At 68.7% G+C, this 12146-nt stretch carries 13 protein-coding genes; 6 read left to right on the top strand and 7 right to left on the bottom strand.

Annotation, left to right across the window (positions count from 1 at the left end; all coding sequences use genetic code 11):
- Positions 1-155 precede the first annotated feature (155 nt).
- The 4 genes from DFJ65_RS01985 to DFJ65_RS01970 form a co-directional block, all read right to left on the bottom strand.
- A complete protein-coding gene (locus DFJ65_RS01985) occupies positions 156-1382 on the bottom strand; it encodes a hypothetical protein (protein WP_115921572.1) in 1227 nt (408 codons plus the stop codon).
- A gap of 160 nt (positions 1383-1542) precedes the next feature.
- Positions 1543-1773, bottom strand: coding sequence for a hypothetical protein (locus DFJ65_RS01980; protein ID WP_115921571.1), 231 nt, complete (start codon positions 1771-1773; stop codon positions 1543-1545).
- A gap of 48 nt (positions 1774-1821) precedes the next feature.
- On the bottom strand, positions 1822-2064 hold the full coding sequence (locus DFJ65_RS01975; protein WP_115921570.1) for an Lhr family ATP-dependent helicase: 243 nt from the start codon (positions 2062-2064) through the stop codon (positions 1822-1824).
- A complete protein-coding gene (locus DFJ65_RS01970) occupies positions 2061-2963 on the bottom strand; it encodes a DinB family protein (RefSeq protein ID WP_115921569.1) in 903 nt (300 codons plus the stop codon). The genes DFJ65_RS01975 and DFJ65_RS01970 overlap by 4 nt, the downstream gene beginning before the upstream one ends.
- A gap of 55 nt (positions 2964-3018) precedes the next feature.
- On the opposite strand from DFJ65_RS01970, the gene DFJ65_RS01965 reads away from it, so the two are divergent.
- Positions 3019-3999 (top strand): helix-turn-helix transcriptional regulator, encoded by a 981-nt coding sequence (locus DFJ65_RS01965; RefSeq protein WP_115921568.1) that lies wholly within the window; start codon positions 3019-3021, stop codon positions 3997-3999.
- On the opposite strand, the gene DFJ65_RS01960 is transcribed toward DFJ65_RS01965, so the two are convergent.
- From DFJ65_RS01960 to DFJ65_RS01950, 3 genes are all read right to left on the bottom strand, one after another.
- A complete protein-coding gene (locus DFJ65_RS01960) occupies positions 3958-4992 on the bottom strand; it encodes an AAA family ATPase (RefSeq protein ID WP_115924048.1) in 1035 nt (344 codons plus the stop codon). The two genes, DFJ65_RS01965 and DFJ65_RS01960, sit on opposite strands and share 42 nt — an antisense overlap.
- A complete protein-coding gene (pnuC, locus tag DFJ65_RS01955; protein WP_115921567.1) occupies positions 4989-5591 on the bottom strand; it encodes a nicotinamide riboside transporter PnuC in 603 nt (200 codons plus the stop codon). The genes DFJ65_RS01960 and pnuC overlap by 4 nt, the downstream gene beginning before the upstream one ends.
- 79 nt (positions 5592-5670) lie before the next feature.
- Positions 5671-6036, bottom strand: a complete 366-nt coding sequence (locus DFJ65_RS01950) for an alpha/beta hydrolase (RefSeq protein WP_115921566.1) — start codon at positions 6034-6036, stop codon at positions 5671-5673.
- Positions 6037-6156: 120 nt separating this feature from the next.
- Between DFJ65_RS01950 and DFJ65_RS01945 the strand changes: the two genes are divergently transcribed.
- From DFJ65_RS01945 to DFJ65_RS01925, 5 genes are all read left to right on the top strand, one after another.
- The gene (locus tag DFJ65_RS01945; RefSeq protein WP_115921565.1) at positions 6157-6360 is read left to right on the top strand and encodes a hypothetical protein; all 204 of its coding nucleotides are present in this window, start codon (positions 6157-6159) and stop codon (positions 6358-6360) included.
- 388 nt (positions 6361-6748) lie between these two features.
- The gene (locus DFJ65_RS01940) at positions 6749-7084 is read left to right on the top strand and encodes a rhodanese-like domain-containing protein (protein ID WP_115921564.1); all 336 of its coding nucleotides are present in this window, start codon (positions 6749-6751) and stop codon (positions 7082-7084) included.
- 239 nt (positions 7085-7323) lie between these two features.
- The gene (locus tag DFJ65_RS01935; RefSeq protein WP_147301277.1) at positions 7324-9219 is read left to right on the top strand and encodes an HNH endonuclease signature motif containing protein; all 1896 of its coding nucleotides are present in this window, start codon (positions 7324-7326) and stop codon (positions 9217-9219) included.
- A 135-nt stretch (positions 9220-9354) separates the two neighbouring features.
- Positions 9355-10653: an MFS transporter gene (locus DFJ65_RS01930; protein WP_115921562.1), complete on the top strand. Its 1299-nt coding sequence runs from the start codon at positions 9355-9357 to the stop codon at positions 10651-10653.
- A complete protein-coding gene (locus DFJ65_RS01925) occupies positions 10650-12119 on the top strand; it encodes a pyridoxal phosphate-dependent decarboxylase family protein (RefSeq protein WP_115921561.1) in 1470 nt (489 codons plus the stop codon). Before DFJ65_RS01930 ends, DFJ65_RS01925 begins: the two co-directional genes overlap by 4 nt.
- The last annotated feature ends 27 nt before the right edge of the window (positions 12120-12146 follow it).

Below are 12146 nucleotides of genomic sequence, written 5' to 3'. Positions count from 1 at the left end.
TTCTCCACACCTGTGAACAAGCCTGTGGACAAACGATGTTCACGGACGGCGTCCAAAGGTGGATCGTCGTGGTCCTAGACACGACGATCCACCTTTCTGCAACGCGAAGGCCGCGAGGGACTCGAGTCCGCCGCGGCCTTCGGTGTTGAGGTCGACTACTTCGCGTCGGGCGCCACGAGCTGCGGCAGCTTCGCCTCGAACAGCGCGGCGAACGACATCGCCGGCAGGATGCTCGAGGCCGGCTTGCTCGCCAGCGCGAGGTCGCCGGCCCGCTGCGCAGCGCGCAGACGCTGGTTCGGCGTGCCGTGGTGTCCGTCGTTGTCGAAGGCGCAGTCGCCGACGTTGGAGAACGCCGCGGCGTCCTGCAGCACGAGGTGCTTGTTGAGCGCCTGACCCTTCTTGTGGGTCATGAAATAGGCGCCGAAACCGTCGGCCATGAGTTCGGTGCGGCGGGCTGCCTCCGCGCCGGTGAGCGGGGAGTTGAACAGGCCCTTCTCGTACTGCACGTGGTGGCCGAACTCGTGCGCGAGGATCGACCGAGGAGCGGTGCGGCCCAGGCCGATTGCGTCCATGCCCTCGAGCACACCGTCACCCATGATGATGCGATCGCTGATCCCCAACCGGTCCGCGGGTGCCTCGTCTGCCTCGCTGAACGCGAACGCGTTGAAGGTGAAGATCGGGTGGTCGCCGCCGCGCAGCGCCGGGTCGGCAGCCAGCAGCATCGAGAAGACCTCGGCGTAGAGGTCGCCCGTCGCGGCCGGCACGCCGTAGAGCAGCTGCATCGTTTGCGACACGAGCTTGCGGTCTTGGAAGACGGCCGCGCCGTGCATCGGGATGAGCGCGATGTCGTCGCTCTTGATGTCCCAGAAGCCCTGCAGGTCGCGCATCGTGCGGGTGAGTTCGTTGGTGTGGGCTCCGGTGACGCCGAAGCTTGCCTTCTTGGTCTGCTGACCGAAGATCAGGTTTGCGTAGGTCGGGATGTCGAGCGCGCCGAGGTTGTTCAGCATCCGAAGGTTGGTCATGTCGACCGTCGCCAGCCGGCTGTCGAGCCAGCGGCTCACCGGCGTGTTCGGGTCGCAGTCGTACTGGCTCGGGTCGATGGCGCCATTGCGGGCGGCGGTCCACTCGTGCGACACGGCCTTGGTGAGCGACGACTTCGGGGTCAGCCTGAAACCGGCGGGCAACTTCGCGATGAGCGCCTGCACCGTGGCCTTGTCGGCAGCGGACAGCTTCGCGGTCTGCAGATACGACTGCAGGCTCGAGCGCAGGTCGGTGGTGGCCACCGAGGCCGACGCGGGTGCCGGTGCGGCGGAGGCGACTGCGGGGGCGGTGACGGAGACGGCGAACGCGGCGGCGGCAGCCACCGAGACGAGTTTGTGCATGGGGGAGTTCCTCTGGGGTGTGAGGGCGTGCCGGACCGGGCGGTGGTGCGCACTTGGTAACAAGAACAGTAGGGACAATCGCCGTCGGGCGCGATGGTTTTGCGCCGAATTGTCTCAGAACATTTCGGACGGATCGGCGCGGACCGGCCGACCGCTCCGGTCAGTCGGGGAGGCTCACTTCAAGGTCGAGCATCGCTGCGAGTGAACGTATTTCGCGTCCCAAGGACATTTCGAGCGAGTCACTGAACTCGAGGTCTTGGTGGACCGCGTGCACCTCGAGCAGCCGCTCGTCGATCCACCACCGGCCGCGCAACCCCTCGACCGTGGCGAGCGGCCCGGGCGGCTCGACCTCGGTGCGCAGCCCGAGCATCGAGTGGAAGGCCGGACGCATGATGCCCAGCGCACGCAGTTGGCGGCGGGCCCGCTCGGCGAAGGCTTCCTACGTGCCGCGCAACTCGACCAGTGAGCCCGAGTCGACGAGGGCGTCGAGGTCGGACGGCCGGTATCCGGCAATTCGGCTGTGACACAACAGGTCTGCGTTCGGCGCGACGTACGCGGTCATACCCGCCTGCACGCCGTCCAAGTGGGCGAAGACCTCAAGCAGACCGCGGGGCTGCGGTGCCGCGAGCAACTGCGCCTGCACCGCCAGACGTCGCGCGTCTCGGCGGGACAGCTCGATCATCGAGCGGTGAGCACCGCGAGATCACGCAGTGCGAACCGGTGGTGGCACCACTCCTCGTTGAGCACGGTGTGCAGCGACTCCCGCACCGGGAAGCTCTCGCCCGCCGGCGGCCACCCCGGACCGGTCAGTTCCGGTCCGGTGGAGGCGAGTTGCTCCTCGGTCAGACCCTCGACGACCCGGCGCACCGCGCCCATCCGGTCGGCGCGCATCTCAAGCACCTCCGCCAAAGTCGGGCGCGCGTCTCGATCCCACGGCACGCCCTCGGTGGGCGGCATGGAGTCCCACGGCAGCGACAACGGCAGCCACGGCGCCATCTCGCCGAGGGTCGCGCGGTGCACCCAGCACTCCGTGGCGAAGACCAGGTGGCGCAACGTCTGGATGAACGACCATTCGCCGGCCACCGACTCGTGCAGGAGCGACTCGCCGAGGCTGCGCACATCGGAAATGGTTGTGGCCCAGAAGGATTCGACGGCGTCCCAGGCCGTGACGAATCCGGCCGGGTCGTCCGGTTTCATCAGTGCGTACTCCGGGTGGCGCCGGGCCAGTTCGCTCTCGACGAAGGGCGCGACATCGACGCCGTTGACGATCACCTCGCCGAACTCGCCGTCGAGTTGCAGTCGTTCGCCCATCACCCCGGTGAGCACGAGTCCGTCGACGTAGGCGTCACGGACGACGAAGCCGCGCAGGTCGGCGTCGTTGATCTTCGCCTCGCGCAGGCGCACCTCGTGGAACGACGACCCGGACAGGTCGACCAGGTGGAAGGTCGAGCCCACCGCGTGCCGTTCCTCCACCTCGAACGGGTCGTTGCCGGCAGGCACGTCGGCGGGCTTGTCGCCAGCGACGTCGGCCGAGGTTTCGCCGGAGTCAGCGGCTGGCGTTTCGCCGGAGTTGTCGGTCATGTCTGGCACGGTAGAAGCAATCCAGGACGTTCGACTACCGGATGGGGTCCGACCGATGCGTGATGACACGAGCCCGACCTCGCGGGCGTTGCTCACCCTCGAGCTCGTGCAGAACCGTCCGGGCATCACCGGCGACGAGATCGCCGCCCGGCTCGGCGTCACCAGCCGGGCGGCGCGTCGCTACGTCGCGATCCTGCGCGAGGCCGGCATCCCGGTGCAATCGGTGAGCGGTCCGGCGGGTGGCTACCGCCCCGGACGCGGCGTGCGGCCGGGGCCGCTGATGTTCACCGCCGACGAGGCGCTCGGGCTGGTCATGGCGGTGCTCGACGGTCACCACCGACCCGACGACCCGCACCACCCGGTCGGCTCCGCCCTCGGCAAGCTGCTGCGCAGCCTCCCCGAAAGTGTTGCCGCACAGGCGAAGACGGTGCGCAACACGGCCGCGGCGGCCCCCGATACCGGTGCGGCGCGGCCCGACCCGTCCGTCACCGTCGATCTCGTCACCGCCTGCGCCGAACAGGTGCCGGTGCGCATCGACTACCGCACCGAAGCCGGCAACGAGCGTGTCTTCGACGTCGAGCCCTGGGCCGTCGTCGTGCGCCACGGACGCTGGTATCTGCTGTGCCATTCGCGCGAGCAGGAGGCCACGCGTGCCTACCGGGTCGATCGCGTCGCGCGGGTGACCCGCGGGGTCGGACGGGTCGTGCCGCCCGCCGTTCTCGACCCGGTGCGCCTGCTCGAGGAGCACCTCGCGTCGGGCTGGGACTTCGAGGTCGAGATCGAGGTGCACGCGCCGGCCGTCGAGTTGCAGTGGCTGCCGCGCAACCTCGGTCGGCAGGTGCCCGAAGGCGAGATCACCCGCATCGTCGGCACGACCAGCAACGCCCACAGCTACGCCGAGATGCTCGCGCTGCTGCCGGTGCCGTTCGTGGTCATCAAGGGCGAGGAGGTGCGGTCCGCGGTCGAGGCGCTCGGGAGGCGGTTTCTCGAGGCCTCAGCCCAGCGGGTCGGCGAGAGCCCAGCCGCCGGCGAGTAGCTCGTCGACCCGGGCTGTCGCCTCGGCCAGGCGCTGTGCCGGGCTGCCGTGCACCTCGAACCACGGCACACCCGACTGCGCCAGCACCTCGCGAAAGCGCGCCTGCATGTCGTGCCGGATGTGCTCGCCGTCGCGCATGCCGTCCTGCACGAACGGAATCTCGTCGCCGGTCAGCACATACAGAGCCGGGCGCCACGTCGTCGCCCGGGCCAGCACCGACGGCGACGGGCCGCCGACGTACCGCTCGTGCCAGATCGCGGTCGCCAGCACGTCGGTGTCGCTGATCGTCAACGGACGCGGCGTAGCCCTCATCGCCTCCACCTCCTGCCGCTGGTGTTCGATCGCGATCAGATCGAACTCCGCGCTGTGCCAGGGCGATTCGAGGCCGCCCGGGCGAACCTCGCTCCACTCGCGGCCGAACTCCGGCACCCACGGCACCTCGTAGTGCGCGGCGAGCGCGCTGCTGAGCGTGGTGGTGCCGGTCGACTCCGCGCCGATCACCACGACCCTCCGGCTGAACCACTCCCGCACCGGTGCGGGCAGTGCCCACCAGTGCCCGGCGACGTCGGCGCGCACCGCGGTGCCCGACACGGGCATCGCCACCCGTCCCGGGTCGACCCGATGCCAGGTGGCGCCGAGCCGCTCGGCCAGTTCCGCGCCGTACGAGTCGGAGGTGAACACCGCGTCGACCGGCTGGTCGAGAAGGCCCTTGATCACTCGCATGTGCAGCTCCCAGACCGCCGGGTCGTCGTAGTCGATCGGCGCGTCGTCGAGGGCGGTGACCACCCGCGCGGTGGGGTGTTCGCGGCGGATCCACTCGGCGCGCACCTCCATCGGGATCGACTCCACCGAACTGCCCAGCACCTCGACGGTCACCTGCGCGCAGGCGGCCGTGGCGGCGCGGATCAGTTGTTGGTGGCCGGCGTGGAAGGGATAGAACTTGCCGAGCACGAGACCGTGCTGGTGTTGGTGGTCGCGTGCCTGCGCGCTCATGCCGGCACCGCCTCGGCGACGGGGGCGGGCTCCGGACGGCGCACCGCGGTGGCCCACTGCCGCAGCCCGATCACGCACATCGTCAGCAGGCCCACGTAGAGCACCGAGGTGAGGTGGAGGTCCTTGATCCAGTAGAGCCAGATGTAGAGCACGTCGGCGACCATCCACAGTGCCCAGTTGCCGATCCACTTGCGGTTCAACATGATCTGCGCGCCGAGGCTGAGGGCGGTGGTGAAGGCGTCGGCCACCGGCACTGTCGAGTCAGTGTGTGCGGTGAGCAGCGTGTAGATCACCCAGGTGGCCACGCCGACGAAGCCCGCGATGGCCGCCCACCCCCACACCGGCGTCCGGCGCACGACCAGCGCGGTGCGGTTGACGCCGCCGTGCAGCCACATCCACCAGCCACCCACGCCGAGCAGCAGGAAGACCACCTGCAGCCACGCGTCGGCGTAGAGCCCGGCCCGGATGAACAGCACCCAGAAGAAGATGTTGCTGGCGATCCCGATCGGGAAGTTCCAGATGTTGCGGCGCACCACCAGCCACACGCACAGCGCCGTCGTGATGAAGCCGGCGACCTCCGTCCACGTCATCGTCCACATGCTCGTACTCCTTCGTCCATTTGCTGTCAGGGAGACTATATGGACGAACGTACCGCAAATATGGTTCAAGCGACAAAAATTATGGCTGGTATCGGAAACCGGCCAGTGACTTCGACAGCCACGCCATGATCTGCGGCAGGTGCAGCGGGATCTCGTCGACGTTGTGCCCGCCGGACGCCAGCACCAGTGAGGTCACCGCCATCGGCGACCGCACCTGCTTCAGGAACTGCACCATGTAGGGGTACGACTCCGGGTCGTTCTTGCTGGCCATGACCAGCAGCGAGGTGGCCGGCGGACGGGTGTGGGCCAGGAGGCCGAGTTGGTAGGCACGTGCGGCTGCCGGGACGATCTTGAACGGGTTGTAGTTGCTGCCGAACTCCGGTGAGAAATAGCCCATGAGCGACGCGCCGCCGCCGAAGGTGGCCGGGTGTCGCATGGCGAGCATGGCCGCGCACCAGCCGCCGTACGAGTAGCCGACCGCGGCACCCCCGGGTAGCCGGTCATCATCTCCAGCACCGGATACCGCCGCGCCGGATGCGTCGAGTAGCCCTTGGGCAGGATCACGATGACCGATGCATCGACACCGCTCTTGGTGCCGTGCACCGTGTACTGCTGCTCCAGCGAGTTCGGTGTCGGCAACGACGGGAAGGACGAGTGTTCGGTGACCACCGGCGCGATCCGCACGTTCGCGCCCCGGTTGCCCGCGCCGCGGGTCAGTTGCTGCGCCTGCACGTTGCTCGGCCCGAGCAGATCCGACCACGACACGTAGAACAGGTACTGGTTGTTCAACACGAGCCCGGCGCACATGAGCGCGGCCAGATTCATGACGATTGCCTGCCCGGCGCGCACCGCGGTCGCCGCGGTGCGTCGGTGCATGCGGGGCAGGCCGAGGGCGAGCAGCACCAGCAGCACGAGCGCGGCGAGTCCGAGCAGGACGGGAAGTGCGGGGTCGGTGATTTCCATGGCGTCTTCGTGGTCTTCTCCGGGTTGTGTTCGGGCTGTCTTCGGGTGGCTTCGTGGGGGTGTTCTTCGGCGCGTTCTTGGCTGGGCGGGTGGTGCCTGCTCAGCGTGGAACCGCATCCCGGGAGTTCGCTGATCGTTTCCTGGACGTCGGGAGAGCGCCTTTCGGCGGTTACCTGCGGGTTAGGCTCGAATACATGAGCCGTTTCCCCGATGTCCCCGTCACCGACCTGCCCGACGATGCGGTGTTCCTCGACATCCGCGAGCAGCACGAATGGGACGCAGGGCACGCACCCGGTGCCGTCCACATCCCGCTCGGCCAGATCGCCGAGCGCCTCGACGAGATCCGTGACCTCGCGGGCGACCGTCAGTTGATCGTCACCTGCAAGGGCGGCGGGCGCGTGCGCCGCACCCTGCCGTCACTGGCCGAGTACGGCCTCGACGTCGCCAACCTGGAGGGCGGCATGAAGGCGTGGCACGAGGCGGGAAAGGCGATGGAGTCCGCCGACGGCTCCACCCCCACCGTCGCCTGAACCGGGGGCGCTGGTTTGAGCCTCTCCCGTGCCCGCGCGGGCATCGCTGGGTGAGGCGGTCCGGGCGGTAGCGGAGCCCGTTGGTCGGGCGCCCCCGCGGCCTCGCGGAGCGCGCTGATTTGAGCTGCTCGGGGCGCCAATGGACCGCAAGTCGAAACCTGCGAAAACCCTTGAGAAATCAACCGAATTCGCCTGTTGAAACCCTTCCGAACGTGTTCGAACACGTGTATGATAAGTGCATGGAGGGGACACCAGATTTCGAGGCTCGACCGGGCGGTATCGACCCGGCCGAGTTGCTTGAATCTGTGATCTTCGAAGACGGGTTGGACGCCGCGATCGAGTTGGCGTCCCACCCTCATTTGGTGCCGGGTGCGAACCCGGTGACGATCATGCTGATCATCTCCAAGATCCTCAGCGCACACGCCTACGAGTTGCTCGGGCAGGACGACCCGTTCACGGTCGACGAACCCGACGCCCTCCTCGGGTACGACCTGTTCCCCGACACCACAGCCCCTGCTGTCCTGGCGGGATCGGCCTCGTTTACGGCTGCTGCGGGTGGCGGGTCGGCCGGCGACTCGCTGGACACCGACCTCAATGTCGACCTGGGCTCGGAGCTGGGAACGGACCTCGATTCGGGCGCTGGTCTGGATGAGGTGTTGGTGGCGGAGTCTCGGGTGTTCGATCGGATGACGTTGTTCGAGGATGCGACCCGGTTCGCGCATCAAGCGGCGCAGTCGATGGAAGCGGTGCGGGCTCGTTCGATTGCGGAGTTCGCGCGGTGGGAGCACCCCGACGGTCCGCAGGGCACGAGGAAGACGCCGTGGGTGCGGCACGGTGAAGGGTTCACCAGCATGTACTCCGCCGACACCGTCGCCGCGGAGTTGGGGTTGGGGATCCAGGCCGGGATCGGGTTAGTGCAACGCTCCGCCCGGCTGGTCACGAGGACTCCGAACCTGTTGCGGGAAGTCGCTGCCGGCCGGGCGAACTTGGATACGGCGGCGGATATTGCGACGGAGTTGCAGGACGCCTCCCCGGACGTGTGCGAAACGGTCGAGGCGGAGATCCTCGGCCGGGGAGTCCACCAGACCACCAGGGGTCAGGCACGCAAATCGTGCCGGACGTTGGTGGGGAAGCATCAACCCTCCGCAGCTCGAGAGACGGCGCGGAAGACGAGGGCGCAGCAGTGTGGGGTGTTCCAGGATCCGCACCCGACACCGGGGTTGTCGATGCTGACGATCATCGGGGACAACGGGCAGATCACCGCGGTCAAGGACGCGATCGACCAGTTGGCGTTCGCGATGAAACACGGCGACGAGTCCGACAAAACCCTGGGCGAGTACCGGGTCGATGCGTTCTTCGACCTCGCGATGCGCAACGTCACCCTGAACCTCGACATCCAGGTGCTCACCCCGACCTTCGGCACCGCGGGGAACACCTGGACCAAACCCGCCAACCAGGCACCCACCGCTGCTGCCGGTACTGCCGGCCAGGCCAGCAAGGATGGCGACGACAGCAAGAACAGCACCCGTGGCGACGACAGTCACCGTGGGGGCGACGGTGATGCTGAACCGCCGGCCAGTGAGCCGTACGTCGAGCCAGAGACACCGGCAGCGTTTGGTGGACGTACCAGGGGTCGAGGAGACAGTGACGGCCGGGCCTTCGTGTCCGACATGCGTGACCGGGGCGCGACGAGCGTCCACGCCCGCGCCGGTGCGATCGACGCCGACAGCCTGGCCGACCTGGCCAGGTTCGCCGACAAGGTCACCGTGAGTAGCTTCGAGTTCGACCCCGTCACCGGCGAACCCACCGCCAACACCATGGCCAGCGACAGCTACCGGCCGCCACCCACGATGGCCAGGTACGTGAAAACCAGGGACCAGCGGTGTCGGGCACCGGGCTGTGACCGTCCCGCGATCAAGAACGTCGACCTCGACCACGCCGTCGAATGGCCCCAGGGACCTACCGCAACGGTCAACCTCGAATGCCTGTGTCGGCGTCACCACCGGATGAAGCAATCCCAGTGGCGGATCCGGTTGCACCCCACAGGGATCGTCGAGTGGACCTCACCCACCGGTCACACCTACCGCACCACGCCCGGACTGACCGAAACCTGGCGCGACCTCACCGACCCATGAGCTGAGCGGTGGGTCGGCCACCGTCCAACCGCCGTCCTGATGTCGCCGTCGTGGGCAGTGGGATATGACGACCCAGGTCGAGCAGCCCACGTCGAAACCCGACGCCGACTCGGTGAGCCCAGGTAGTTTCCGGGCATGACCGAAGTGCTGCCCCGCAGAGTCCGGGTCGGGTACGGACTCGGATCGGTGGCGACGGGGTCGTTCGGCACCGTGCCGGGGCTGCTGCTGTTGCCCTACCTGACCGACCGACTCGGCATCACCGCCGCGGTGGCGGGCCTGATGGTGTTCCTGCCCAAGGCGTGGGACGTCGTGCTCAACCCGATCGCCGGCCGGATCAGTGACCGCAGCACCTCGCCGGCCGGGCGGCGCCGTCCGTTCCTGGTGCGCGCCGGCCTCGCGCTGGCGGTGCTCTTCGCGATCATGTTCGCCGGCCCGACCTCCCCGACCGTGATCGCCGGCGGATGGGTGCTGCTGTTCTTCCTCGCCTGCGCGAGTGCGTACGCGTTCTTCCAAGTGCCCTACGTCGCAATGCCGGCCGAACTCACCGACGACTACGACGAACGCACCCGCCTGATGACCTGGCGGGTGGCGATCCTGGCACTCGCGATCCTGATCAGTGGTGGACTCTCGCCGGTGATCCGCGACTGGGCCGGCTATCGCGGGGTGGGCATCTTCGTCGGGTTGCTCATCGCGGTCGGCGCGCTCGCCGCGTGGCGGGGCACCGACGGTGCACCGACCCGCGATGTTGTCGGGGCCGGCGGATCGCTGCGTGACCAGTTGCGGGTCGTCTGGGCGAGTCGGCCGTTCCGCCACCTCATCACGACCTTCGTGTTGCAGGCGCTAGCGACCGGTGTGATGCTCGCCGGCGTCGACTACGTCGCGCGAAGTGTGTTGCGCGACAAGGGAATGTCGAGCGTGCTGTTCGTGTGCTTCGTCGGCCCGGCCCTGCTCGTCACCCCGTTGTGGCAGCGCTACGCCGAACGCCGCGACAAACGGCGCGGCTACCTGATCAGCTCGGTGCTGCTCGGTGGCGGGGCGGTGCTCGCCTTCGCCGGCATGCACCTCGGCGCAGTCGTCGCGGCACTCGCCGTCGCCGTGGTCGGGGTGGGCTACGCGGGCGCCCAGATGTTCCCGATGGCGATGCTGCCCGACGTGGCAGCGGCCGATGCCCGCACCAGCGGGGAGAACCGCATCGGCGTCTTCACCGGCGTCTGGACGGCGGGTGAGACCCTCGGCCTGGCGCTCGGGCCGTTCGTCTACGCGGCCGTGCTCGCGCTCGGCGGATACGTGTCGTCGACCGACGGGCTTGCCGCGCAGTCGGATTCGGCAGTCACCGCGATCGGTCTCGGCTTCACCGTACTGCCGGCCGTCATCGTCGCCTGCTCGTTGTTCTTCCTCACCCGCTACCGCCTCGGCCGCCAGGAGCCCGCATGACAGCGCACCACAACGACACCAACACCGACACCAACACCGACACCAACAACGACACCGACACTGATACCGACCTCGACACCTTCCGCACCGAACTGCAGCGGCTGCGCTCGCTCGACGTGCCCACCCACGGCGGCAGCACCTTCGCCTATGTGTACGACTCCGGCCGGCCAGACGTCGACGGGCTCGGTCTGGAGGCGCTGGCGATGTTCGGCGAGTCGAACGGACTCGACCCCACGGCCTTCCCGTCGCTGCTGGCGATGGAACGAGACCTGGTGGCCATGGCAGGCGAATTCACCGGCGCACCAGCCGGATTCGTCGGCACCGTCACCTCCGGCGGCACCGAGTCGATCCTGCTCGCCGTGCAGACCGCCCGGGACGCCCGCCCCGACGTGTCGAACCCGTCGATGGTCATCCCCTCGACCGCGCACGCCGCATTTCACAAGGCCGCGCACTACTTCGGAGTGCGGGCGGTGGTGGTGCCGGTCGGCGCCGACCACCGGGCCGACGTCGACGCGATGGCTGCTGCGATCGACGGCAGCACCGTGCTGCTCGTCGGCTCGGCGCCGTCGTACGCCCACGGTGTGATCGACCCGATCGAGGCACTCGGTCGGTTGGCCCTCGACCGCGGCGTGCGCCTGCATGTCGACGCCTGCATCGGCGGCTGGGTGCTGCCCTTCCTCGACACCGCCGCACCCTGGAATCTCGGTGTCGCCGGCGTCACGAGCCTCAGCGTCGATCTGCACAAGTACGCCTACACGCCCAAGGGTGTGTCGGTGCTGCTGCACCGCGACCCCTCGCTGCGGCTGCCGCAGTTCTTCGCCTGCGCCGACTGGCCGGGCTACACGATGCTCAACTCCACCACCCAGTCGACGCGTTCGGGCGGCCCGCTCGCCGCCGCGTGGGCGGTCACCCGCGCCCACGGTCGCTCCGGCTACGCCGAGTTGGCGCGGCGCGCCCACCGGGCCGCAGTCACCTTCGCGGACGCCGTGCCCGAACCTCTGGAGGTGGTCGCCGCACCGGAGTCGACGCTGGTCGCGGTCGCATCGCGCGACCCGCAGGTCGACGTGCTCGTCGTCGTCGACGAGATGCAAGCCCGCGGGCACTATGTGCAGGCCCAACTGGCGTACGGCGACACCCCGGCCACCATGCACCTGTCGATGAGCGCGGCGAGCCTCGACGTGATCGACGCCGTGATCGCTGCCCTGCGCGAATCCGTCGAGGCGGCACGCGAACTCGGCCCCGTGACGGTCGACCCCGGGCTCGCCGAAGCGGCCCGTTCGCTCGACCCGGCGACCCTCTCCGACGCCGACTTCGACGGACTCATCGCCCTCGCCGGGCTTGCCGCCGACGGCGGTCAGCCGGCCCTACCGACCCGGATGGCCGAGGTCAACGCCCTGCTCTCGGTGGCCACCCCGGCGCTGCGCGAGCGACTGCTCGTCGCGTTCCTCGATCGGCTGACCCGCTGACTCCCCAGCGACCGAGTGTTCTCGGGT

The sequence above is a fragment of the Calidifontibacter indicus genome, from assembly GCF_003386865.1.
Lineage (GTDB): Bacteria > Actinomycetota > Actinomycetes > Actinomycetales > Dermatophilaceae > Yimella > Yimella indica.
The sequence above is the reverse complement of the archived record's forward strand: the minus strand, read 5'-3'. Positions and strand labels throughout refer to the sequence as shown.

Bases quoted from the DNA above. Each gene is read 5' to 3' on its own strand.
- DFJ65_RS01945 (WP_115921565.1), top strand. From the start codon at position 6,157: ATGACCGATGCATCGACACCGCTCTTGGTGCCGTGCACCGTGTACTGC.
- DFJ65_RS01935 (WP_147301277.1), top strand. From the start codon at position 7,324: ATGGAGGGGACACCAGATTTCGAGGCTCGACCGGGCGGTATCGACCCG.
- DFJ65_RS01925 (WP_115921561.1), top strand. From the start codon at position 10,650: ATGACAGCGCACCACAACGACACCAACACCGACACCAACACCGACACC.
- DFJ65_RS01980 (WP_115921571.1), bottom strand. From the start codon at position 1,773: ATGCGTCCGGCCTTCCACTCGATGCTCGGGCTGCGCACCGAGGTCGAG.
- DFJ65_RS01950 (WP_115921566.1), bottom strand. From the start codon at position 6,036: ATGCTCGCCATGCGACACCCGGCCACCTTCGGCGGCGGCGCGTCGCTC.
- DFJ65_RS01940 (WP_115921564.1), top strand. From the start codon at position 6,749: ATGAGCCGTTTCCCCGATGTCCCCGTCACCGACCTGCCCGACGATGCG.
- DFJ65_RS01960 (WP_115924048.1), bottom strand. From the start codon at position 4,992: ATGAGCGCGCAGGCACGCGACCACCAACACCAGCACGGTCTCGTGCTC.
- DFJ65_RS01930 (WP_115921562.1), top strand. From the start codon at position 9,355: ATGACCGAAGTGCTGCCCCGCAGAGTCCGGGTCGGGTACGGACTCGGA.
- pnuC (WP_115921567.1), bottom strand. From the start codon at position 5,591: ATGTGGACGATGACGTGGACGGAGGTCGCCGGCTTCATCACGACGGCG.
- DFJ65_RS01985 (WP_115921572.1), bottom strand. From the start codon at position 1,382: ATGCACAAACTCGTCTCGGTGGCTGCCGCCGCCGCGTTCGCCGTCTCC.
- DFJ65_RS01975 (WP_115921570.1), bottom strand. From the start codon at position 2,064: ATGATCGAGCTGTCCCGCCGAGACGCGCGACGTCTGGCGGTGCAGGCG.
- DFJ65_RS01970 (WP_115921569.1), bottom strand. From the start codon at position 2,963: ATGACCGACAACTCCGGCGAAACGCCAGCCGCTGACTCCGGCGAAACC.
- DFJ65_RS01965 (WP_115921568.1), top strand. From the start codon at position 3,019: ATGCGTGATGACACGAGCCCGACCTCGCGGGCGTTGCTCACCCTCGAG.